This window comes from Actinomycetota bacterium, from assembly GCA_030776625.1.
In the GTDB taxonomy this organism is placed as follows: Bacteria; Actinomycetota; CADDZG01; order CADDZG01; family WHSQ01; genus MB1-2.
Genome location: JALYHL010000003.1, coordinates 210292 through 234401, shown reverse-complemented (window position 1 = coordinate 234401; position 24110 = coordinate 210292). Strand labels below are relative to the sequence as shown.

The 24110-nt window shown below is 65.5% G+C and carries 18 protein-coding genes and 1 pseudogene; 10 read left to right on the top strand and 9 right to left on the bottom strand.

Annotated features, from left to right (window positions below; all coding sequences use genetic code 11):
* Nucleotides 1-12 precede the first annotated feature (12 nt).
* The 3 genes and pseudogenes from M3N53_07250 to M3N53_07240 form a co-directional block, all read right to left on the bottom strand.
* Nucleotides 13-1660, bottom strand: a pseudogene (locus M3N53_07250) (CocE/NonD family hydrolase).
* Nucleotides 1661-1917: 257 nt separating this feature from the next.
* The gene (gene proS, locus M3N53_07245) at nt 1918-3357 is read right to left on the bottom strand and encodes a proline--tRNA ligase (GenBank protein MDP9068125.1); all 1440 of its coding nucleotides are present in this window, start codon (nt 3355-3357) and stop codon (nt 1918-1920) included.
* 2 nt (nt 3358-3359) lie between these two features.
* The gene (locus M3N53_07240) at nt 3360-3731 is read right to left on the bottom strand and encodes a YjbQ family protein (GenBank protein MDP9068124.1); all 372 of its coding nucleotides are present in this window, start codon (nt 3729-3731) and stop codon (nt 3360-3362) included.
* Between the two features lie 448 nt (nt 3732-4179).
* On the opposite strand from M3N53_07240, the gene M3N53_07235 reads away from it, so the two are divergent.
* The 9 genes from M3N53_07235 (at nt 4180) to M3N53_07195 (ending at nt 17460) form a co-directional block, all read left to right on the top strand.
* A complete protein-coding gene (locus tag M3N53_07235; protein ID MDP9068123.1) occupies nt 4180-4569 on the top strand; it encodes a DUF4193 family protein in 390 nt (129 codons plus the stop codon).
* An 11-nt stretch (nt 4570-4580) separates the two neighbouring features.
* On the top strand, nt 4581-6080 hold the full coding sequence (gene lnt, locus M3N53_07230; protein MDP9068122.1) for an apolipoprotein N-acyltransferase: 1500 nt from the start codon (nt 4581-4583) through the stop codon (nt 6078-6080).
* Nucleotides 6073-6822 (top strand): polyprenol monophosphomannose synthase, encoded by a 750-nt coding sequence (locus M3N53_07225; protein MDP9068121.1) that lies wholly within the window; start codon nt 6073-6075, stop codon nt 6820-6822. Before lnt ends, M3N53_07225 begins: the two co-directional genes overlap by 8 nt.
* Before the next feature lie 373 nt (nt 6823-7195).
* Entirely contained in the window at nt 7196-13717 is a 6522-nt protein-coding gene (locus M3N53_07220; GenBank protein MDP9068120.1) for a HAMP domain-containing protein, read from the top strand.
* Nucleotides 13718-13736: 19 nt separating this feature from the next.
* On the top strand, nt 13737-14585 hold the full coding sequence (locus M3N53_07215; GenBank protein MDP9068119.1) for a protein-glutamate O-methyltransferase CheR: 849 nt from the start codon (nt 13737-13739) through the stop codon (nt 14583-14585).
* 64 nt (nt 14586-14649) lie between these two features.
* Nucleotides 14650-15225, top strand: coding sequence for a chemotaxis protein CheB (locus M3N53_07210; protein MDP9068118.1), 576 nt, complete (start codon nt 14650-14652; stop codon nt 15223-15225).
* Complete coding sequence (locus M3N53_07205; protein MDP9068117.1) at nt 15225-16697, top strand: response regulator; 1473 nt, start codon at nt 15225-15227, stop codon at nt 16695-16697. Before M3N53_07210 ends, M3N53_07205 begins: the two co-directional genes overlap by 1 nt.
* On the top strand, nt 16694-17092 hold the full coding sequence (locus M3N53_07200; GenBank protein MDP9068116.1) for a response regulator: 399 nt from the start codon (nt 16694-16696) through the stop codon (nt 17090-17092). The genes M3N53_07205 and M3N53_07200 overlap by 4 nt, the downstream gene beginning before the upstream one ends.
* A complete protein-coding gene (locus M3N53_07195; GenBank protein ID MDP9068115.1) occupies nt 17089-17460 on the top strand; it encodes a response regulator in 372 nt (123 codons plus the stop codon). The genes M3N53_07200 and M3N53_07195 overlap by 4 nt, the downstream gene beginning before the upstream one ends.
* A 91-nt stretch (nt 17461-17551) precedes the next feature.
* Here the strand turns inward: M3N53_07195 and M3N53_07190 are convergent, their stop codons facing one another.
* Both M3N53_07190 and ligD read right to left on the bottom strand, forming a co-directional pair.
* Nucleotides 17552-17905 carry a DUF1622 domain-containing protein gene (locus tag M3N53_07190; protein ID MDP9068114.1) on the bottom strand — a complete coding sequence of 118 codons (354 nt, stop codon included), beginning with the start codon at nt 17903-17905 and terminating at the stop codon, nt 17552-17554.
* A 92-nt stretch (nt 17906-17997) separates the two neighbouring features.
* The gene (gene ligD, locus M3N53_07185; protein ID MDP9068113.1) at nt 17998-18987 is read right to left on the bottom strand and encodes a non-homologous end-joining DNA ligase; all 990 of its coding nucleotides are present in this window, start codon (nt 18985-18987) and stop codon (nt 17998-18000) included.
* 194 nt (nt 18988-19181) lie between these two features.
* Between ligD and M3N53_07180 the strand changes: the two genes are divergently transcribed.
* Nucleotides 19182-19403, top strand: coding sequence for a CDGSH iron-sulfur domain-containing protein (locus M3N53_07180; protein ID MDP9068112.1), 222 nt, complete (start codon nt 19182-19184; stop codon nt 19401-19403).
* A 127-nt stretch (nt 19404-19530) separates the two neighbouring features.
* On the opposite strand, the gene M3N53_07175 is transcribed toward M3N53_07180, so the two are convergent.
* From M3N53_07175 to M3N53_07160, 4 genes are all read right to left on the bottom strand, one after another.
* On the bottom strand, nt 19531-20547 hold the full coding sequence (locus M3N53_07175) for a glycosyltransferase family 2 protein (protein MDP9068111.1): 1017 nt from the start codon (nt 20545-20547) through the stop codon (nt 19531-19533).
* The gene (locus tag M3N53_07170) at nt 20496-21485 is read right to left on the bottom strand and encodes an iron-containing redox enzyme family protein (GenBank protein ID MDP9068110.1); all 990 of its coding nucleotides are present in this window, start codon (nt 21483-21485) and stop codon (nt 20496-20498) included. The genes M3N53_07175 and M3N53_07170 overlap by 52 nt, the downstream gene beginning before the upstream one ends.
* Nucleotides 21486-21581: 96 nt before the next feature.
* On the bottom strand, nt 21582-23069 hold the full coding sequence (locus tag M3N53_07165; protein MDP9068109.1) for a plastocyanin/azurin family copper-binding protein: 1488 nt from the start codon (nt 23067-23069) through the stop codon (nt 21582-21584).
* Between the two features lies 1 nt (nt 23070).
* Nucleotides 23071-24096 carry a multicopper oxidase domain-containing protein gene (locus M3N53_07160; protein ID MDP9068108.1) on the bottom strand — a complete coding sequence of 342 codons (1026 nt, stop codon included), beginning with the start codon at nt 24094-24096 and terminating at the stop codon, nt 23071-23073.
* Nucleotides 24097-24110 lie beyond the last annotated feature (14 nt).

The window sequence follows — 24110 nt, the reverse complement described above, 5'->3', positions numbered from 1 at the left end:
GCGACCGGTCCGTCAGCCCTTCACGCAACGCACGTCTTCGAGCGCGCATGGCTTCGGCGCCGCTTTCAGGTCCATGCCGTTCAACGGGACGAACGGGAGCATGAGGCTCGAAGGCGCCTTCCCGCCGAAGTGGACCGTGTTCACGCCGGGGACGCGCTTGGGCACCCAGGCGTAGTAGCCGTCGATTAGCGGCGGCGTCGTGATCTTCACGACCAGCTGATGCCCGGGTCGGAACACGTGGCCGAACGGGAAGATCTCGACGAGGTACCGGTAGGTCTTGCCCGGCTCGATCGGCTGCGGGTTGGTGTGCGGGCGATGCGGCCGGTAGATCTCGCCGTTGTCCAGCCTGTCCGACAACCCCCGGATCACGGCACGGTGGCTCGCCCTCAGCAGCCCGCGCTGGATGTAGTAGCGCGTGCCGTCGGGAGCCTCGTCGATGATCTGCACGAACAGTTCCGTGTCGGGCGCCGTCGACGACATGAACAACGTCGCGGTCGCGGGCCCGATCACGGCCGTCGGTTTGTCGAACTTCGCCGTTCTGAAGGTGAGCCCGTCCGGGCCCTCCGCGGTCGTGAACGGGGCTCCGGCACTGTGCCCCGCGTGGTAGCTCCACGCCGACTGCCGTGGGCTGCCGGAGAGGTAGGACGCGGCTCCTGGGTCTCGCGGCGCGTTGCCCACCAGCTTGTTGTCGGCGCCGAGGTAGAGGTTCGTCCAGTCCGTGTCCTCTAGCGGGAAGGTGCGGTTCTCCTTCGCGACGGGGACGTCTTCTTCACCTTGCAGGTTCTCCAGGAAGGTCGCGACCGACGAGCGGGCGTAACCCTTGCCCACGTCGCGTAGGTAGTGGTCGAGGAACGCCTTGCGGTCGGGCTCCAGGAACCTGCCGTCTTGCTGGGTCCCGTGGTCGCCGTTGGTGATGAGGAGGCGGCGGACGGGCGCGTTCGTCACCTCCTCGAAGAGGTGGTACGGCCCACGCGGCCCCGTCTGCTCGTCCTGGTACGCCCCGGAGATGTGGATCGGGACGTCGATCCGCTCGGCGTAGTTGATCAGCGACCTCGCCTGGAACCAGGTGTTGTCGGTGTCGGAGACACCTTGCAGGATGGGGTCGTTCAGAACCGTGCGGCTCTTGGTCGGGGCGTTCCGCGCGCACCCCTCGGCCCCGCCCTCGTCCATACCGAGAAGGAAACCTCCGCCCACGTCGTACAGCGGTCGTACGCCGCCCGTCCAGAGCAACGGGAAGCCGTAGTTGCTGACCCCGCCGGGATAGACGATGCCCCTGTAGAGATCGTCGATGAGGCCGGAGACGGAGACCGCGTCCAGGCTCGGCGGACGCGTGGCGGCCACCATGAAGCCCGTGATGCCGCCGTAGGAGTGACCGTAGATGCCGATCTCGCCGTCGCTCCAGGGCTGGTCGTTGATCCACTCGATGATCTCGAAGCCGTCCTGGGCGCTCCGCCACGAGAACAGGTCGAACTCACCCCCCGGAGCATCCGGTGCCCCGGACCGAGGCGTGGATCGTGACGTAGTCCCTGTTGAACTGCTTCGACAGCACGCGACTGCCCTCTTCGGCGTAGGGCTCGTCGCCGTCGGAGCTGCCGCCGTCGTAGCCGGACATCTCGAAGATCGTCGGGTAGGTGCGGCCCTTCTGGAAGTTGTCCGGCATCCGGATGTTGACCGCGATCTTCACGCCGTCGCTCATCTCGAGGAACCGGTTTGGTGACGCTGTGGCGGGAGCCGCGGGCAGCAGAGATAGAAGCAGCGCCGCGACCGCCGCTACAGGCAGGAGGCGGCGGAGCCGGGGACGACGCGTCATCGGGACCTCCGCAGCGAATGGGACTTATCGGCAGATTTCGTCATGCGGAGCTTGATTCCCTGCCCGAGGCGGTTCGAACCTCGCACCGGGAGCCGAGCGTTTAGGCGCTAGTAAGCCTTCGCCCAGGTCGCTCGCTCCACGCCGGGCTGGCCGCAGACGAGGCACGCAGCTCCGGGGTCCTCGCGCTCCAGGGGGAGAAGCCTGACCGTCGCGGACGTGTCCTTCGTGACGCGGGTCTCGCAGTCTTCGCTGCCACACCAGGGGCCGATCCAGAAGCCGCCGCCGTCGATGAGACCGCCTCGCAGATCGTCGTAGGAGCCGGCCTCGTGGGTATTGGATTCGCGGAAGGCGCGTGCGTCGTCGAAGAGGTCGCGTTGCGCTTGCGCGAGCCGACCTGCCATCTCCATCACGACGTCGCTGGTGCCGACCTCCTCCTTGTCACCACTGAAGCGTGCGGCGACGACCACCCGGTCCGCGTCGACGTCTTTGGGACCGATCTCTATCCGCAGTGGAACCCCCTTGAGCTCCCACTCGCTGAACTTGTATCCGGGTCTGTAGTGATCGCGGTCGTCGAGCTTCACCCTGATGCCGTTGCCGGTGAGGCCGTCACGAAGCTTCGTCGCAACCTCGAGGACTCGCGTCTGCTCGTCGTCGGCGCGATAGATCGGAACGATCACCACCTGCACGGGCGCGACCGCGGGAGGAAGCTTGAGTCCTCGCTCGTCGCCGTGGGTCATGATCGCGGCACCGACCATGCGCGTCGATAGTCCCCACGACGTCGCCCAGGCGTACTCCTGCTCGCCCTTTTCGTTGAGGAACTGGACGTCGTAGGCCTTGGCAAAGTTCTGCCCCAGGAAGTGTGAGGTGCCGGACTGGAGCGCCTTTCCGTCCCGCATCAGGCCCTCGATGGTGAGCGTCTCCACCGCTCCTGGGAAGCGTTCGGAAGCCGACTTGCGCCCGGGCAGCACCGGAACCCCGAGCACGTCTTCCGCCACCTCGCGGTACACGCCCAGCATCCGCACGGTCTCTTCCCAGGCCTCGGCCTCGGTCGCGTGCGCGGTGTGGCCCTCCTGCCACAGGAACTCGCTCGTTCGCAGGAACAACCTGGTCCGCATCTCCCATCGCAGGACGTTGCACCATTGGTTGTAGAGCAGAGGCAGATCTCTATAGCTCTGGATCCAGTTCGCGTAGGTGTTCCAGATGACGGCTTCCGAAGTGGGACGGATCACCAACGGCTCTTCGAGCTTCTGTCCGCCGCCGTGCGTCACCACCGCGACCTGGGGCGAGAAACCCTCGACGTGTTCGGCCTCCTTGTGCAAGAGGCTCTCGGGGAAGAGGAGAGGGAAGTACACGTTCTCGTGCCCCGTGGCCTTGAAACGATCGTCGAGAGCCCGCTGGATGTGCTCCCACACCGCGTAACCGTGCGGCTTGATCACCATCATGCCTTTGGCGAGCCCATGCTCCGCCATACCGGCTTGCTTGACGACCTCGACGTACCAGCCGGGGAAATCCTCTTTGGGATCGGGGAGGCGGTTGTTCTTGGCCATAGCTATTCACCCACCACTTGGATCTGCAGCTCGCGATCGCGCGGCTCCTCGAGCTCGAGCAGGAGGATCCGTTGCCAGGTGCCGAGCCGGATGCGGCTCCCGACGACGGGGAGTACCAATGACGGCGAGCCCGCGGTGGGAGGCGTCGCACCGGAAGCGGAACCCAGCCGCTCCAGCGTTGCCTGCACGTCTGCATGCAACCCCTTCTCCTGTTCGTTCAACACAAGGGCGCATCCGGCGCTCGGTCGCAGGATCGTTACGCGGCCATCCGTGACGTCGCATGACGCGACCGCGGTCTCGACGGCGTCGGTCACGTCGACGAAGCCCAACCTGGAGCGCGCGGCGATGGTGAAAGTCGTTTGATGCGTCTGCATGCACCAACCCTATTTGCTCGATGCCGTTTACAGATGACTCACAAACTGTGGATTAAATGTGGAGAGACGAGAATCTTTCGCGGACCCCGAAATTCTGCGAAAGAAGATATTGACTCCACTCGTCGGCCTCTCTATCTTGCGAAACGTCCCAAGCAGTCAACCGGCACGCAGCGCCGCCGGACCGCACGGCCCTCGGGCCCGCTGCGGACCAAGGCGGAGCGGCCGACCGGAGGAGTTCGCTCCACCGGAACCGGGTGGTTGCTTGGGACAAAGCTTTGGGACCCGAGTGGCCCAGGGAAAACGCTCCAATAACCGGCTCCGGCCGGCTACCGAGCGGGTCCTGGTCGGTCACTCGGGTCTCTTGCGTTGCGCTTCGTTTGAGTTTGGGACGCCTTAGTCTGGGGAGCACTGTTTTCGTCCCGACACGATTCCGGCGGAGGATCCCACAGTGGCGCCTAAGGCTACGAGCGAAGAAGAACCCGAAGAAGAGATAGAAGGCCCCGACGACGATCTCGAGGATCTGGAGGACGACGAGGACGAGGTCGCTGCCGGGCTCGCGCTGGCGACCGACGACGACGAAGAGGGCGACGACGCGAGCCTGGAGGAACTGCTCGCGCAAAGAGGCGCCGCCCGGCGAGCCGCAGGCGAGCCGGATGAAGAGGAAGACGACATCATGTCGCTGTCTTCGGAGCGCGAGCCCACCGGCACCGAGGTCATCCGGACGAAAGTCATCCCCATCAAGGACAGGCAAGAGTTCGTCTGCAAGCGCTGCCACCTGGTGAAGGCGCGCTCGCAGCTGGCAGACGCGGACCGCGAGCTCTGCCGAGACTGCGTCTAGTCCAAGGCGTGATGCGCGGCGGGCGTGCATATCCCGCCGTGATCCTTGCAGGAGCCGCGCTCAGCCTCGCCTTCCCCGAACCAGACATCGCGCCGCTGGCGTGGGTCTCGTTGGTGCCGCTGCTTCTCGCCGCGCGAGGGGCCTCGGCAGGGCGCGGTTTCGGCCTCGGCTTCGCCTTCGGCGTCGGCTTCTTCGGAGCGCTGCTGATCTGGATCAGCATCGTCGGTTACATCGCGTGGGCGCTCTTGATCGTTCTCCAGTCGCTGTTCACGGGGTTGTTCGGGCTCCTGTGGTCGTGGCTATCGCGCCACGGGAGGGTGTGGCTGCGCGTGGCAGTGGCCGCCGCGGCGTGGGTGGCCGTGGAATATGTGCGGTCGGTCTTCCCCCTACGCGGGTTCACCTGGGGACAGCTCGCCCAGAGCCAGCACGACCTCTTCTTCTGGACGCTCCGGCCAGCGGCGTGGGGAGGTGCCTGGCTGGTCGCGGCGATCCTGGTGGCGGTGAACGCCTGCATCGCGGAAGCCATCACTTCGAACGGCCGTAGACGCTTGGCGCCGGCGCTGGCGGCTGCGGCTCTCCTAACGGCGCCGCTCGCTCTGCCGGTCGCCGCCGCGGACGGACCGGTCATGCGCGTCGCTATCGTCCAAGGAAACGTTCCGCGTCAGTTCACGGGGGGGCAGTTCGAGAAGGAGCTCGCCATCACGCGCAGCCACGCGCGTCTGACGAAACAGCTCGATCCCGGCGAGGTCGATCTGGTCGTGTGGCCGGAGAGTGCGGTTGGCCTCGACCTGCAACGAGCGCCCGTCGTGGCGGAGGAGGTCGCCTCGGCCGCCCAAGCCGTGCAGGCACCGATGATCGTCGGAGGCAACCTCGACATCGACGCCGATCGGTACAAGGTGGTCGCGTTCCACGTCTCGCCGGAGGGGGAGGTGGTCGACGTCTACCAGAAGACCCACCTCGTGCCCTTTGGCGAGTACGTGCCTGGGCGGGACCTCATCGGTTGGCTCCCTCCGCTGCAGCAGGTGCCGCGCGATGCCGTGGTCGGAGCGGAGCCGAAGGTCTTCGCGCTCCCGAAGGGCCCGGTCGCGACCGTCATCTCCTTCGAAGGTGACTTCGGTTCCCTTGTCAGGAAGCCCATCGCGGTCGGCGGTCGGCTGCTCGTGGTGGCGACGAACACGTCGACGTGGGAGGAGTCGTGGGCCTCCGCGCAACATGTCGCTTTCAGCCAGGTTCGCGCGGCGGAGAACGGGGTCGGCGTCGTCCACGCCGCGCTGAGCGGGATCTCGGCCTTCATCGAGCCGGGCGGGGAGCTGGTCGAACAGACCGGCCTCTTCGAAACGACGACGCTGGTTCACCCGATGAGCCTGGGCGTGAGTCCCAGCTTCTATGCGCGCACCGGTGACTGGTTCGCGTACCTGGCGCTCGTCCTCACCGCGCTAGCGGCGGTGGGCGCTGCGGCGACCGACAGGAGAAGTCGGCGGCAGCGCGCGCTAACGTCATCCGATGAGTGACCTGGACGAGCGTCGCCCGGCACAGGCTCTCGTCATAGTTCCGACGTACAACGAGCTCGATTCGATAGGGGAGGTTGCGGGTCGCTTGTTCGAGGCGGCGGGGGATCGCGTCGATCTACTGGTGGTCGACGATGGCTCTCCCGACGGTACGGCCGAGCTCGTGAAGCAGATGGCGCAGGGGCCGCACCCCGTCCATCTGATCGAACGCTCGCACAAGCAGGGGTTGGGGACGGCCTACGTTGCCGGCTTCCGATGGGCGATGGACCGCGGCTACGACGCCGTGGTCGAGATGGATGCCGACCTGTCGCATGACCCCGCCGACGTACCGCGCCTGTTGCAGCGCCTCCAGGACGCAGACCTGGTCGTCGGGTCGCGCTACGTGCCCGGCGGACGGATCGAGAACTGGGGCCTGGTACGCCGGTTGTTGTCGCTCGCCGGCAACCTCTATGCCCGCGCCTGGCTGGGTTACGGCGTGCGGGACTCCACCAGCGGTTTCCGCGCCTATAGGACGTCCGTCCTGCGGGGGGAACAGCTGGTCGGGCTTCGATCCGAGGGGTACTCCTTCCAGATCGAGATGACTCGGCGCGTCCACCTGGCGAGGGGAAAGATCGTGGAGGTTCCGATCACGTTCGTCGAACGAGCCAAGGGCCAGTCCAAGATGAGCCGCCGGATCGTGGTGGAGGCGATGTTGCGGGTGACGCTGTGGGGGGTCAGAGACCGCTTCCTCCGCCCCCACAGCTGACCGCTGCCTCCGCTTCGGGGCGGCGGGTCGAGATCGTGTCGCAGTGCCAACCTGGACCAAACGGGCCAAAGCTGGGGCGAATCACCCGTTTAGCCGTGCGGCGGGTTGATTCCGCCCCCGCATACTGCGTCAATGGGGTGCTAACTCTTACGAAAGGAACTGCCCGATGGCGACTAGGAGTGCGGCGCGCTCGACCTCTAGCAAGGCGACCAGCAAGTCGAAGAACGGAACGGCGACCGCGAAGGCGAAGAATGGAAGCGCCGGCGCCAAGACGAACGGGTCGCGCAACGGCCACACGGGCGTAGCACCCGAGCAGCTCGAAGAGCTCCTGCGAGCGCTCACCGCGGCACGCGACGGAGACTTCTCCGTTCGGATGCCGAGGCGCAGCGGGATCCTCGGAGACATCGGCCGCGCCTTCAACGAGCTGGTCGAGATGAACGCCCAACGCAGCAGAGAGACCGCGCGCGTGAGCCGCCTCATCGGACGGGAGGGACGCATGAACGAGCGCGTCGCCCGCCCCGCTCGTGGGGGGCAGTGGGCCACGACGGCGGACTCGCTGAACTCGATGATCGACGACCTGGTCCGTCCCACCACCGAGGTCGCCCGCGTGATCGAGGCCGTTGCCGAGGGTGACCTCTCTCAGAAGATGGCGCTGAAGATCGAGGGTCAGCCGGTGAAGGGCGAGTTCCTGCGGATCGGGACTGCGGTGAACTCGATGGTGGACCAACTCTCGTCGTTCGCCGCCGAGGTCACCCGCGTGGCACGCGAGGTCGGCACTGAAGGAAAGCTGGGTGGCCAGGCGAAGGTGAAGGGCGTCTCGGGAACCTGGAAGGACCTGACCGACAGCGTCAACTTCATGGCGGGGAACCTCACCGCGCAGGTGCGTGACATCGCCCAGGTGACGACGGCCGTCGCGAAGGGAGATCTCTCCCAGAAGATCACGGTCGACGTAAAGGGCGAGATCCTCGAGCTCAAGAACACGATCAACACCATGGTGGACCAGCTCTCGTCGTTCGCCGACGAGGTGACGCGAGTCGCCCGAGAGGTCGGGACCGAGGGCAAGCTCGGCGGTCAAGCGCAGGTGAAAGGCGTATCCGGCACCTGGAAAGACCTGACCGACAACGTGAACTTCATGGCCGGGAACCTCACCAGCCAGGTCCGCAACATCGCGCAGGTCGCGACCGCCGTCGCGACCGGTGACCTGACGCGGCGGATCACCGTCGAGGCCAAGGGTGAGGTCGCCGCCCTTGCCGAAGTGATCAACAGCATGACGGACACGCTGCGGGCTTTCGCCGACGAGGTAACGAGGGTGGCGCGCGAGGTCGGAACGGAAGGAAAACTCGGAGGCCAGGCCCGGGTCGAGGGCGTCGCGGGGACCTGGAAGGACCTCACCGACAACGTGAACTTCATGGCGGGGAACCTCACGAGCCAGGTCCGCAACATCGCGCAGGTCGCGACCGCGGTTGCCAACGGCGATCTGTCGCGCAAGATCACCGTCGAGGCCAAGGGTGAGGTCGCCGCACTGGCCGAAACCATCAACAGCATGACCGACACGCTGCAGGCCTTCGCGGACGAGGTGACGAGGGTCGCTCGCGAGGTGGGAACCGAGGGGAACCTGGGTGGCCAGGCGCGGGTCGAGGGCGTCGCGGGGACGTGGAAGGACCTCACCGACAGCGTCAACTTCATGGCGGGAAACCTGACGGCTCAGGTGCGGGACATCGCCGCAGTCACCACGGCCGTTGCGAACGGGGACCTCTCTCAGAAGATCACGGTGGATGTGAAGGGCGAGATCCTCGAGCTCAAGAACACGATCAACACGATGGTCGACCAGCTCTCCGCGTTCGCCGCCGAGGTCACGCGAGTCGCGCGCGAGGTCGGCACCGAAGGAAAGCTCGGCGGACAGGCGCGGGTCGAGGGAGTCTCCGGAACCTGGAAGGGCCTGACCCAGAACGTGAACTTCATGGCGAGCAACCTGACCGACCAGGTGCGGAACATCGCGCAGGTTGCAACCGCCGTTGCCACCGGAGACCTCTCGAAGAGGATCACGGTCGGCGCACAAGGCGAGATCTTGGAGCTGAAGGACACGATCAACACGATGGTCGACCAGCTCTCGTCGTTCGCCGACGAGGTCACAAGGGTCGCCCGCGAGGTCGGCACCGAGGGCAAGCTCGGCGGGCAGGCACGTGTCGAGGGGGTCTCGGGAACGTGGCGCGGTCTCACCGAGAGCGTGAACTTCATGGCCAGCAACCTGACCGCTCAGGTGCGAGACATCGCACAGGTCACTACCGCGGTCGCGAACGGGGACCTCTCCCAGAAGATCACGGTGGACGTGAAGGGCGAGATCCTCCAGCTGAAGAAAACGATCAACACGATGGTCGACCAGCTCTCGTCGTTCGCCGACGAGGTCACAAGGGTCGCCCGCGAGGTCGGCACGGAGGGCAAGCTCGGCGGGCAGGCGCGGGTCGAGGGCGTCTCCGGAACCTGGAAGGGCCTGACCGAGAACGTGAACTTCATGGCCAGCAACCTGACGACACAGGTGAGGAACATCGCGACCGTGACCACCGCGGTCGCGCAGGGAGATCTCTCCAAGAAGATCACGGTGGAGGCCAAAGGCGAGGTCGCGGCCCTCGCCGAGACGATCAACACGATGGTGGATCAGCTCTCGTCGTTCGCGGACGAGGTCACCCGCGTGGCTCGCGAGGTCGGCACGGAGGGCAAGCTCGGCGGGCAGGCGCGGGTCGAGGGCGTCTCCGGAACCTGGAAGGGCCTGACCGAGAACGTGAACTTCATGGCCGGCAACCTCACCGACCAGGTGCGGAACATCGCGCAGGTGGCGACCGCGGTTGCAGGCGGTGACCTGACTCAGAAGATCACGGTCGACGCCAAGGGCGAGATCCTCGAGCTCAAGAACACGATCAACACGATGGTCGACCAGCTCTCGTCGTTCGCGGACGAGGTCACCCGCGTGGCACGCGAGGTCGGCACCGAAGGAAAGCTCGGCGGGCAGGCCAAGGTTGAGGGGGTCTCCGGTACCTGGAAGGGCCTGACCGAGAACGTGAACTTCATGGCGGGGAACCTGACGGCCCAGGTGCGAGACATCGCTCAGGTCACCACCGCCGTCGCGAAGGGTGACCTCTCTCAGAAGATCACCGTCGACGTCAAGGGCGAGATCCTCGAGCTGAAGAACACGATCAACACGATGGTGGACCAGCTCTCGTCGTTCGCGGACGAGGTCACGCGCGTCGCCCGAGAGGTCGGCACGGAGGGAAAACTCGGCGGGCAGGCGCAGGTGAAGGGGGTCTCCGGAACGTGGAAGGGGCTCACCGACAACGTGAACTCCATGGCCGGGAACCTCACCGGACAGGTCCGGAACATCGCGCAGGTGGCGACCGCCGTCGCGCGCGGAGACCTGTCCCAGAAGATCACGGTCGACGTCCAGGGCGAGATCCTCGAGCTCAAGAACACGATCAACACGATGGTCGACCAGCTCTCGTCCTTCGCCGACGAGGTGACGCGAGTCGCCCGTGAGGTCGGCACGGAAGGGAAGCTGGGTGGTCAGGCCCAGGTGAAGGGCGTCTCCGGGACGTGGCGCGATCTGACGGACAACGTGAACTTCATGGCAGGGAACCTCACCAGCCAGGTCCGCAACATCGCGACCGTCACCACCGCCGTCGCCAAGGGTGACCTGTCCAAAAAGATCACCGTCGATGCGCGGGGCGAGATCCTGGAGCTGAAGGACACGATCAACACGATGGTCGACCAGCTGTCGTCGTTCGCGGCGGAGGTGACTCGTGTCGCGAAAGAGGTTGGCAGCGAGGGGAAGCTCGGCGGCCAGGCGCGGGTCGAGGGAGTCTCCGGTACCTGGAAAGGCCTCACCGAGAACGTGAACCAACTCGCTGGCAACCTCACCACGCAGGTGCGCGCCATCGCCGACGTTGCCACCGCGGTCACGCAGGGAGACCTGACGCGGGAGATCACGGTAGCCGCGCAAGGCGAGGTGGCTCAGCTGAAAGACAAGATCAACCAGATGATCACGAACCTCGCGGAGACGACGCAACGGAACGAGGAGCAAGACTGGCTGAAGACGAACCTCGCGAAGATCTCCGGGATGATGCAGGGACAGCGCGATCTGCAGACGGTGACTCGATTGATCATGTCGGAGCTGACCCCAACCGTCGCGTCCCAGCACGGCGCTTTCTTCCTCGCCGAGACAGAAAACGGGAACGGGACCGCCGCGTCCGAAGAGGACCTCGTCCTCAAATTGAAGGCGAGCTACGGCTACAAGGCGCGCAAGACCGTGTCCAACAAGTTCAAGCTGGGGGAGGGGCTGGTCGGACAGGCGGCACTCGAGAAGAAGCCCATCCTCATCACGCAGGCGCCCGAGGACTACATCAAGGTCAGCTCTGGGTTGGGCGAGGCCGCACCGGTCAACATCATCGTCGTCCCGGTCATCTTCGAAGACCAGGTGCTGGGCGTGATCGAGCTCGCATCCCTGCGCCCCTTCAGCGACGTGAACCAGACCTTCCTGGACCAGCTGATCGAGACGCTGGGCGTTGTGCTGAACACGATCATCGCGAACATGCGGACCGAGGAGTTGCTCGAGGAATCGCAACGACTCACCCGCGAGCTGCAGAGCCAATCGGAAGAGCTCCAGACGCAGCAGGAAGAACTGCAGCAGACCAACGAGGAGCTGCAAGAGAAGGCGGCCCTTCTCGCGGAGCAGAACCGCAACATCGAGATCAAGAACCAGGAGATCGAGTTGGCGCGTTCCAGCTTGGAGGAGAAGGCGCAGCAGCTGGCGCTCAGTTCGAAGTACAAGTCGGAGTTCCTCGCGAACATGTCACACGAGCTCCGAACGCCGCTGAACAGCTTGCTGATCCTGGCGAAGCTTCTCGGCGACAACGACGAGAAGAACCTCACGGACAAGCAGATCGAGTTCGCGAAGACGATCCACAACGCGGGCGCGGATCTGCTCTCGCTGATCAACGACATCCTGGACCTGTCCAAGGTCGAGGCCGGCAAGATGGACGTGAACCCGCACGACGTCCGACTCGCCGCGCTTGCCGACAACATCGAGCAGTCGTTCCGCCCGGTCGCGGATCAGAAGGGGCTGTCGTTCGAGGTGAACATCTCCGAGGGAGCAGGGACGAGCATCACGACCGACGAGCAGCGGCTTCAGCAGATCCTCAACAATCTCCTCTCGAACGCGTTCAAGTTCACAACCGAGGGAGGCGTCAGGGTCGACATCGACAGAGCTCCCGCTGGGATGCGGTTCCTCAACGATCAGCTGGATCGGACGGAGAAGGTGATCGGGTTCGCCGTCACCGACACCGGGATCGGGGTCGCGGAGGACAAGCTGCGCTTGATCTTCGAGGCCTTCCAGCAGGCGGACGGTACGACCAGCCGCAGGTTCGGCGGCACGGGGTTGGGCCTCTCGATCAGCAGGGAGATCGCACGCCTGCTGGGAGGCGAGATCCGGGTCGAGAGCGAGGCCGGCACCGGCAGCACCTTCACCCTGTATCTGCCGGAGACCTACGTCGCTGCTCCCGCGGTCGCGGAGGCTCCGCCGATCCAGCTCGGGCGGCCGGAGCTGGTGACCCAGCCTCCGGGAGAGGACCCGGCTCCATCGGTGCGCCTCGTGCCGGTGCCGGATCAGGACGATGACGAGGTCCTGGACCTGCCGAACGCTCTAGACGACGACAGGGCGGGGCTGTCCAGCAGCGACCGGACGCTCCTGGTCGTGGCGGACCCAGATACTGCACGCGGGTGGATGGACGCGGCGAGGGACAAGCAGTTCAAAGCCCTCGGCGCGACGACGGCAGATGCAACTCTGGCGCTCGCACGGGAGTACCAGCCGGATGCGATCTTGCTGGATTCCGACCTGCCCGGCGTAGGCGGGCTCGTCCTGCTCCACCGGCTGAAGCTCGATCCCGCCACCCGCCACATCCCCGTTTACCTGGTGACCGATCCGGACCAGCGCCAGGAAGCGATGCGGTCGGGAGCCGCTGCATGCGTGGACAAGCCCGTGACTGCCGAGGCGCTGTCCAGCTTGCTAGGAGCGGCCGCGTACTTCATCGAGCGCGGCGTGAAGAACCTCATAGTCGTCGAGGACAACGAGCGCGAGCGGGCGGCGATCGTCGAACTGATCGGGACGGGCGACGACGTCGACATCACTGCGGTGGGATCGAGCGAGGAGGCGCTCGCGCAGATGGAGGCCAAGCATTTCGACTGCATGGTGCTGGACCTCAAGCTCCCGGACATGACCGGCTTCGATCTGCTCGAGAAGCTGCGGAACGACTCGCGGTTCCGGGACCTTCCGATCATCATCTACACCGGCAAGGACCTGACGCGCAAAGACGAGACGAAGCTGCGCAAGTACAGCGACGCGATCATCATCAAGGACGTGAACTCACCGGAGCGGTTGCTCGACGAGACGGCCCTCTTCCTTCACCGCCTGGCTGCCGGTCTTCCCGCGGAGAAGCGACAGATGATCGAGCACCTTCACAGGGCCGATTCTGTCTTCCAGAACAAGAAGATCCTCGTCGTCGATGACGACGTCCGAAATGTCTTCGCGCTGACCAGCATCCTCGAAACGAGAGGTATGCAGGTGGTCTACGCGGAGAACGGCCGCGACGGCATAGAGACGCTTCGGGAGAACCCCGACGTGGATCTCGTGCTGATGGACATCATGATGCCGGAGATGGACGGCTACGAGACGACGCGCCACATCCGTAACGAGCCGGCCTTCGCGGGGCTTCCGATCATCGCCCTCACGGCGAAGGCGATGAAGGGCGATCGGGAGAAGAGCATCGCCGCGGGCGCATCGGACTACATCACGAAGCCCGTCGACCCAGATCAGCTGTTGTCGTTGATGAGGGTGTGGCTCTACCAGTAGGCGAGGACCTACAACAGGCATGCCTGCGCACCGGGGTTCGGACCCTCCGAGAGACGACATCGAGAGCATCGAGATGAGGATGCTGCTGGAGGCCGTTTATCAGCACTACGGGTACGACTTCCGGAGGTACGCCCGCGGCTCCTTGCGGAGAAGGTTGTGGAGACGTGCAGATGCCGAGGGAGTAAAGACGATCTCGGGCTTGCAGGAGCGCGTCTTGCACAACCCGGTGGCCATGGACGCGTTGTTGATGGACCTGTCGGTGAACGTGACCGCGATGTTCCGCGACCCCACCTTCTACCTGGCGCTGCGGGAGAAGGTCGTCCCGATACTGCGGACCTATCCGTTCATCCGGATATGGAACGCCGGCTGCTCGACCGGCGAGGAGGTGTACTCGGTTGCGATCCTCCTGCAGGAGGAGGGTCTCCTCGAGCGGGCGCGGATCTACGCGACAGACATCAACGAGCGCGTGCTAGAGCGAGCGCACGAGGCCACCATCCCGCTCGATCGGATGCAGACCTTCACGCAGAACTACCACCGCGGGGGCGGGACGTCTGCCTTCTCCGAGTACTACAAGGCAGACCGGGACCAGGCGCGGATCGACCGCAGCTTGCTCGAAAACGTCGTCTTCGCCCACCACAACCTGGTGTCGGACAGATCCTTCAACGAGTTCCACCTCATCATCTGCAGGAATGTGATGATCTATTTCGACAAGGAGCTGCAGGATCACGTTCACGAGCTCTTCTACGAGAGCCTCGTGAACCTGGGCATCATCGCCCTCGGAAACAAGGAGTCGATCCGGTTCAGCAGCGTCGCGTCCCGTTACGACGAGCTCGACGCCGAAGAGAAGATCTACAGGCGGGCGGAATGACCTACGACAACGCCTTGTCATACGGCCGGGCCGAACCCGAACACAAGATCTACAGGCGGCCAGCGTGAGGTACGACATCGTGACGATCGGCAGTTCCTGGGGCGGTCTGGCCGCCGTCAAGACGGTGCTGGGCGGCCTCCCGGGAGACTTCAGGCCCACCGTCGTCATCGCGCAGCACCGCAGCGCGGACTCGCGGGACAAGGGACTGGCGGCGTACTACGACGCCCGCTGCGAGCTTCCAGTCTGCACCGTTGACGACAAGCAACCTATCGAGCCAGGACGCGTCTACTTCGCACCACCCGACTATCACTTGCTGGTGGATCGCGGATTCTTCGAGTTGAGCGTAGACATGCCGGTGCAGTTCAGCCGGCCCTCGATCGACGTGCTGTTCGAATCCGCCGCGGACGCTTACGGCGACCGGGTGATCGGCGTGGTTCTGACCGGCGCCAACGCGGACGGAGCTGAAGGGTTGTCCTCTATCCACAAGGCGGGAGGCTTCACGATCGTGCAGAACCCCGCGACCGCGGAGCGACCCGACATGCCGTCCGCCGCCCTCGATGCGGTCAGACGACCCGGAGCGGTGCTGGATCTCGAGGACGTCCCCACATACCTGACGAAGCTTGCGGGAGAGCCGCGCTGATGGCTCTTCGGACGGATCTGCCGATAGGCCAGCGCCTCGGGAGCGGCGGTGGCGGCGGTGCGGGGATCTTGATCGTCGACGACCGTGCCGAGAACCTCTTGGCCCTCGAGGCGGCTCTGGAACCTCTGCAGCAAGAGATCATCAGGGCCGGCTCCGGAGACGAGGCCCTTCGATGCTTGCTCAAGAAGGAGGTAGCGGTGATCATCCTCGACGTCCAGATGCCGGGGCTGGACGGGTTCGAGACAGCCGCTTACATCAAGCAGCTGGACAGGACGAGGTACATCCCGATCATCTTTCTGACGGCCATCAACAAGGAAGCCGAGCATGTCTTCCGTGGATATTCGGCCGGTGCCGTCGACTACCTCTTCAAGCCCTTCGACCCGACCGTGCTGCGGTCGAAGGTATCGGTGTTCATCGAGCTGCACCAGAAGAACAAAGAGCTGCAGATAAGCGAGGAGCGGTTCCGCAGAGCTTTCCACGACGCGCCGACCGGCGTCGCGCTGGTCGCCTTGGACGGGTCGGTGCTCCGCGCCAACCGAGCGTTAGAGGCTATGACCGGCAAGGCCGTCACCACCGCGGGGTCATTTTCGATCCGGGAGCTCTTCGATCCGCAGGAACCGCCGCTCGAGCTCAGCGAGCTCAGCACCAGCAACCCCGCCGGAGCGTCGCACGCGGAGAGGAAGCTCATATCGCGCGACCCGGTCCAGAGATACGTGCTCGTCACGGCCTCGTTCATCCCGGCGGCCGTCTCACTCGGTCCGCATTACATCGTGCAGATGACCGACATCACCGATCGCCGCGAGCTCGAGGCATTCCGGGAGCGCTTCGTTTCACACGCCGCGCACGAGCTAAGGACGCCGGCGACGGTGATCGCAGGAACAGCCGCCTTGCTCCATGAGAGCCGGGACCGGATGAAGCCCGCGGAGATCGACCAATGCGTCACGGCCTTGCACCGCCAGTCGGAGAGGTTGACCGCCATGGTTCGCAATCTGCTGGACATCGCTCGGCTCAAGGAAGGAACGTTCAAGGCCGAGCTCGACGCTGTGGAGCTAGCCGCCGTCGCGCAACAGGCCGTGGACAACATCCCTCCTCCGGAAGGCAAAGACGTTCACCTCGACATCGCAGACGATGCAGTGGTTCTCGCGGATCCCCATGGGATGGATCACGTCATCTCGAACTTGTTGGTGAATGCGTACAGATACGGCGGCCCCACCGTCGAGCTGGAGGCGCGCCGGCAAGACGGTAAGGTCGCGGTCACGATCAGCGACGACGGAGCAGGCGTGCCTCCCGATCTCGTCCCAAAGATGTTCGAGCCGTTCACCCGTGGCAAGTCGGCATCTTCCGTCGGCGGCTCCGGCCTCGGTCTCGCGTTGGTTAAGAGCTTGGTGGAAGCGAGCAGGGGAGAGATCTCGTACGAGCCCGGAGCGGGTGGGGGAGCGCGGTTCGTCATCCGCCTGGAGGCTGCACCGTGACCCGACACCGGATCCTGGTGGTAGACGACGAGCCCGACATGCGACTGCTGCTGCGCCTGATGCTGGCCGGGCGAGGATACGAGGTCGCGGAGGCCCACAGGGGGGAGGAGGCTCTGGAGATGGCCGGCGGCGTCGACCTCGTCCTGCTCGACCTGAATCTGCCGGGGATCAGCGGGATGGACGTTCTCGAGGCGTGGTCGCAGCAGGGCGTCATCCCTCAGCTGCCGGTCCTGATGCTCACGGCAGACGCTCGGCCCGGCCTGCGGGAAGAAGCCCTCGCCCTGGGGTGCCACGACTACCTCTCGAAGCCCGTGCCACCGAAGGAGCTCCTCGACCACATCGAGAGCGCCCTACGCCCCGAGTCGTCATCAACCGCTACGGTGGAGGCTCTATGAGGATCTTGCTGGTCGACGACGACCCCGCCTTCGTGCTCGCGGTGAAGGAGCTGCTGGCCCGCGCCGGACACGAGGTCGAGGTCGCGTGGGACGGATCGGAGGCTCTCGTCGCGGCAGGACAGGAGCAACCTCGGATCGTGATCCTCGATTACAAGATGCCGGGCTTCAACGGTGGCGTTACGGGCCGGATGCTGCGCAGCTTCTCGCCGGGCGTCCACATCATCGGCGTATCCGCGATCTCCGACATAGACACGACGTGGTCCGACTCGTTCCTGCGCAAGGATCAGGTACTCACCGAGCTCGTTCCTCTAGTAGAGCGACTCGCGTCGACGGTCGGCGAAACAGGCGGCGGTCAAGAGCCATCCTGAGCGGCCCGTAAGCCCGAGCAGGGACGCTCGAGGATCGCCCTGGAGCCGAGGAGGGAGCCCGGGAGGCGTCGCAAGCAGCGCTGCGGAGGTCTTAGCCCCCCGACGATCTGCGCTGCCAGGGCGGCTTGCCCTCGATCTCTATCTGCAGAGCAAGGCTCAGGAAGGTCCTTATCAGCACGATCAGCGCGAGCGCCGCGACCGATCCGAGGGTGGGGGAGATGACCACCGTGCGGATGATGTCTGCCGCCACGAGGAGCTCCAGCCCGAGGAGGATCGCGCGCCCGAGCCTCCTGCGCACCTGGTGGTACTCGTCGTCGCCGGCGCGGCGCATCGCCAGAGGCACCAGATAGCGCGCCAGAGACACCAACGCGCCGACGACCAAGATGAGGATCCCGAGGCCATCTATGAGTTGCCCCGCGAACTCGACGGCTTCGTCGAACGTCACCTCCACACGATCAGCCTCTCTCCCTTATGACGTGTCCGGGCTCTGTGGCGCCGCCAGCTAGGCCACTCGGTCGAAGCGCGACGCGCATCGTCTTACCCGGCCTCCCTTACGACGTCGCCGGCGTCCTTGTCGTCACGGACGCCCAAGAAGCGAGGATGTCGCAGGCGCCCATCCCTCGTCCACTCGCTGAACCCGACCTGCACGACCAGCTCCGGTCGCACCCAGTGGACCCGTTTACGCGCCGGAGGTTTGCCGGCGAAGGGGCTTTCTGGTTGCTCTAGCGCCGTGAGCCGCGCCGTGAGCGACCGCAGCAGTGCGTGGTTGTAGCCGGTACCCACCTTGCCCGCATAGAGGAACCCCTCGTCGGAGTGGTAACCGACCAGCAGCGCGCCGAACCCTTCGCGCGCTCCCTGCGGATCCGTGAAGCCTCCGACGACGAACTCCTGCTCCTTGGAGCACTTGAACTTCAGCCACTCCTTAGCGCGGCCTTGCACGTAAGGAGCCGAGGCGCGCTTCGCGATGAGGCCCTCCCATCCCTGCTCACACGCCTCCTGCAGATAGGCCTCTCCGGATCCCTCCCGGTATCCCACCAGCTCGATGACGGCACCAGGAGTAACGGCGTTGGCAAGGATCTGCTTGCGATCAAGGAGGGGGAGCGCCGTCAGGTCGTGGCCCGCCAGGTGCGGGGCGTCGAAGACGTAGTACGCGAGCGAGCCCGCGCCCTCGAGTAGGTGCCGCTGAAGCGACTGGAACCGAGACACGCCGGCGCTAACGACGGCGACCTCGCCGTCGAGGATGCCCTCGGCGAGCTCGAGCCGGCTCACGGCGTCGACCACCGCCGGGTAACGATCGTTGAGCGACAACTGGTTGCGCGACATGAGCCGAACCCGCTTGCCGCTCTTGAAGGCCAGGCACCGCACGCCGTCCAGCTTCGGCTCGAACACCCACGCGGGGTCCGAGAAGTACTCCTCGGTGAGCGTCGCCAGCATCGGGTCGATCCAGTTCGGCTGCTTCCTGCGCCGCACCAGCTTCCTGGCGTCCTCCGCTACGCCATCCAGCAGATGAACGTCGCGCCGACCCATGCCGGAAGTATGCGTGAAGCCGAAGTTAGCCTCGAGTATGGCGGCGCCCTCGCTGGCGTTGCTGTGTGCCCATAATGAATCTTATGTCTACTTGATTCGGCGTCGGCTCCCCTAGGGCGATCGCGTGCGACTTTATGTCTACTTGATTTGCCAGCGGCTCCCCTAGGGCGACCGTGTGCGACTAGGCTGGCGTCATGGAGGACGTCACGATCACGCCACACGAGGACGGGCCTTACCTGATCCGCGGCTCGTTCAAGCTCACCGACGTCGACGGCAACGAGATCGACCCGGGCCGCAAGACCATCGCGCTCTGTCGCTGCGGCCGGTCCAAGATCAAGCCGTTCTGCGACGGGATGCACAAGACGTCTCGCTTCCAGGCCCCGAGTGGCTGCGAGGCCCCGCGCCCGGCCTCTTAGCCCAAGGAGCCGAACCGCCGCTGAAGCCCTTAACGGGTGGCGGCGCCCTCTAACACCGGCGGATCGGCCGAAGCGATGGTCAGGCCCCCTTCATCGGGGTGGCGACTCGCTCGACAACGCCGGCGTCTTAGCCGAAGCGCCGCTCGAGCTCCTTCATCGGGGTGGCGGCTCGCTCGATCACCCCGTCCGCGTAGCGGACGCCACCGTCCCTCGCCCGCCGAGCTACGGCCAGCCACATGCAGACACCCCGTTCGAGCAGCCAGGCCGGAGCGAACAGCGAGGCCCGGGCCGGGAAGACCGCAGCTCCTCCTCCCCTTCGGCGCCCGACCTCTGCCACGGCGACAGACGCGCCGGCGGCGATCGCGACGTGGCAGTAGGCGCGGCGCCGAGCGGCCCAGACCAGCGCCGGCACGATCGAGAGCCACACGGCCATCCGCCCGGGCAGAGCGAACTCGTCGTAGGCCTGGCGTACCCGCTGGTCGAAGAAGCGCGAGGTCTCAGGGGGACGCCTGCGCACGTAGAGGTCGAGTGGAGCCGCCTCCCGACCGCCCGCGGCGCGAAGCGTACGGATCAGCTCGAGGTTCTCGAACAAGACGTCGCCGTCGTAACCCCCGGCGCGCTCGAAGAGGCTCTTGCGGATCCCCAGCGTGCCCGGGTAGTCCGTCGCCACCGACCGGTTGATCAGCGACCGCGCGCTGTCCCACGCCGCGTGCCACGGCAGCGGGTCGAAGAAGTTCTGTGGCCGCACCAGATCGTGGGCGCGCAGTAACGCCGCGACCCGCTCTAACGAGCGGCGGTCGTAGCGGACGTCGTCGTCCGCGATCACGACGGCTTCGGTCTCCGCCAGACGCACGCCGGTGGTCGCTCCCAGCGCCTTGCCGTTCCGGAAGCCAAGACGGGGGTCGGGGCGCACGTGGAGGACGTGGCTCCCCCACTCGCGAGCGTGGACGGCAAAGACCTCTGGCGGTGAGCCGTCTACCACGATCACCTGGGCGACCTGCTCCGACAGCCACCGCAGATAGGACGTCAGCTCCGGGAGCTCGGAGTCTTCCTGCCACTTGAGCGGAAGGACGTAGGAGACGTCCCCCGGCATCATCTGCTGTGTGGCGCGGGCTGCCTCAAGGAGGTCGAGTCCTGCTCCCACGCCGACAACAGCGTCTGTGCGAAGTAGCTCTCGACGAACGCGAGGGCCTCCGCGCCGAAAACGATGTCCGTCGCCAACTCCGGCTCTTGTACCGCCAGAGCGCCTGCTAGGTCATGAGCCGCGATCGCTTCGTGGACCGAATCCGCCTCGACGTGCTCGTCGTAGAAACGAGTCACTTCTCCACCGAACCCCAGCCGGCGCAACCCATTCGCGTAGCGGCGGTTAGGAATCGATGAATCCATCTCGAGAAGCGCGAGGTGTCCCACGGCCGCTCCGCGGCGGCGGCGATGCAGCCCGAAGGTCGACATCAGGTTGAGCGTCGCCAACGTCGCCCCCGGCGCCTGCTCGACGTAGGCGCCGTAGGAGTTGTCCAACCCGAAGGAGGCCATCAAGCCGGCGAAAAGGCTCGAGTGCATCCTGTGCAAGATCCCCCCGCCGTATTCGTCGGCTTGGATCTCGACCAGTGCCGCCTTCGGCGCGCCGCCCAGGCGCGGCACGACCCAGGTGTGCGGGTCCGCCTCGCGCAGGTGATAGATCGAGCGGTGCATCACGAACTCGCGGAACTGCTCGACCGTCGCACGCTCCTCCAGGTACCGCGACAGCGACGGTCCGCCGCTCGCGAGCGCGAGCTTCTTCAGAGCTGCCGGGACGTCCTCGGCCCGAACCTGCCGCCGCTGGACCTTGGCTTCGAGAGCCGACTCGAAAGCGGCAACGAGCTCGTTGCGGAGCGCGATGACTGAGGGCTCCCACTCCCACCCGTCCGAAACCTCATCGAACCCCCGGTAGTGGAGCTCGTAACAGACGAACAGCGACAACTGGAAGTCGTCGTCGAAGAGCGGGTCGCCGTGCTCGTCTATAGGAGCGATGCCTCCGGGCGAGCCCGGCAGTCGCTCTACGAGGGACTCGCTTATGGGCCCTCGTGCAGACGGCAGCCGCATCTAGTCCCCCTCTCGATCACGAACGCGCCACCCTGCGAGGCGCCGGTTGTGCGATTCGACCACAAAAGGACGGTGGGACGCTCTAGGCGCGTCTGTCTAGCGCGTGCAGCCGGGCGCGCCCTTCTGACACCGCGGCCGATCCGGCTCCGGCGGCTCTTCCTGCTCTCTGGTCTGGCTGTTCGCGACCGCCGCGGCGACGTCCGCCTGGACGGGCGGGAACGGCACTCCGACGAAAGGCCGGTTCGGGCACGCATAGATCGTCTGCGCTTCGGGAGGACCGGTGGGGCCGGTGAAGTCGTTCTTGTAGAAGCAGTTGTTCGCGCCCGTTCCGTCCCACGCGAGGTCGTACTTGCGCGACGACCGGATGAGGTTGTAGCGCACGCGGTTGTTCATCGGCAGCGAGTCCTCGTCGATGCTCTGCGTTATCAGCACGCCGTACCGGTTGTGGTTCCGGATCACGTTCTTCTTCACGATGTTGTTGTGAACGCCCGCGAGCCAGACACCGGTGCCGAAGGGGATGCCGACGTTCTCCGAGAAGCCCGCCGCCGGGATGTTCTCGTAGTTGTTGTTCTCGATGACGTTGTCGATGATCGTGGTGCCCCGGTTCGGCGACAGCTCCTCCGTCGGAAGCGTGTTCGGAACCACGCCCGCGCCGTTGCGCACGAAGGTCGAGTCTCTGATCACCACACCCGTCGCGTTGGTGCCCGAGTAACCGAGATAGTTCATCTCGCTGTGAACGTTCTCGATAAGCGCGGAGCAGCCGAGGCACTGGCCGACGTAGAAGGCTGAGTCCCCGCTCCCCCACCCGAATGACTTCTTGATGATGCCGTCGTAGGAGTTGAAGGCGTAGATGCCGTAGGTACGGTTCTTGATCGAGTCGACGCGGCTCACCGCGTACCCGGTGGCGTCGTTGAAGAAGACCCCGTTCTGGAGGAAGTTCCGGACGGTGAGGTTCTTCACCGTCACGTCGTGGACGCCGTCCACGATTATCCCGTTCTCCTTCGAGTCCCCGCCGTGAAGGACGGTTCTGAACCTGTCGACGCCCTTAATCACGAGACGCGGCGTCTTGACGATGACCGCCTCTCGGTAGACGCCGGGCCGGATCACGATCGTGGAGCCGGGATTGGCCGCGTCTGCGGCTTTCTGGATCGTGGGGAACTCCGTAGGAACCACGAGGCGAGGACGGTCTTCTCCCGAGGGGGTCGTGGTCGGGGGCGGCTCCGGAGGGTCACCGACGATCACGAGGCCCGCCATGCCCGCTCCCCCGCGGCCGCCGTGGTACCGGCAGAAGTACGGGTAGTAGCCCTCCTGGCTGAACGTGTGTGAGTACGTCTCCCCCGGGCGCATGTCCCCCGACGCGAACTCGCCGCGTTCGTCGGAGGTGACGGTGTGGGTGTTCTGCCCGCGGTCGTACGCCCACAGGACCGTGTCACCCGGGTCGATCCGGACCTCTTCCGGCGAGAACACGTTGTCACGGACCGACACCGTCGTCGACGCGGCTTCGGCGCGTTCCGGGAGTGCGGCGACAAGAGACGCCGCGATCAGACCTGCGAACGCAAACAGCAAGACGGCCTGCCGCCGCACCTCAGCCATGGTGTCGGGTCCCGCGCTTCCAGCGCCGGATAGCGGCCTTCGTCTGCTCGGTCATCTCGCCGCCTGCGGTCCTGACGACGAAGAGGCCCTCCATCCCCGAATCGGAGTGGTTCTGGACGTGGCAGTGATACATCCACGCCCCCGGCCCCACGTGCTCACCCGCCACCACCTGGAACCCGAACGAGTCCGCGGGTCCAACGGTCCTGTTGTCTATGAGTCGCGCCGAGTCCGATGGTGCCGTGATGATCCCCGAGCGGTTGTCGGCCCAGCGGTGCGCGTGCAAGTGGAAGGTGTGGAAAAGATCGCCGTGTCCGATCACGACGAACTCGACACGCTCGCCCATGTTCACGATCGGCATCGGAGTGCGAGGCGCAACCTTGTTGTTGAAGGTGATCTGGTTCATCACGAGGACGACGGGCTTTCGATCCGGTTCGGGGTCCCCGGCGCGACGAACGATCAAGGCACCGTAAAGACCGCTCCGAACGCCGCCACTGCCGTGATTAGTGCCCATGCAGTGGTCGTGGTAGTGCCAGTAGCCGGCGGTACCGGGATCGATCGTCCCGTCCGCGCGGGTAGAGGGCCCCGGCGCGTTGAAGACGTAGGTCTTTGCCCGGCCGGGCGCGACGCAGCCCTGGTTGTGAGGGGTCCCGTCGCTCGCGAAGGTGTAGGCCACGCCGTGCGCGTGCATGCTCAACTTCTTGTCGGTGTCGTTCACCAACGTCACCTGCAAACACTCACCTTCAGTCATCTCGAGGGTAGGTCCCGGAACCTGCGCGGTACCCGCCGAGCGCCCGTATCCGATACGTCCGCCCGGCAGCTCCTCGGCGAACAACGACACGGAGTTGGTGGGGTCATCACACGCCTGGGGGCCGGGGCCATCTGCGACCGGAACCTGGGCGCGCGTGCCGACCGAGCCCGTCAGTGCCGCGAGCACGACGCATAGCACGACCAGGACCCGACTACGAGAAGAGACGACCCCGCCCATGAAGTAATGGAACCACAATCGGAAGGGGGTCATTCCCCAGATAAGAC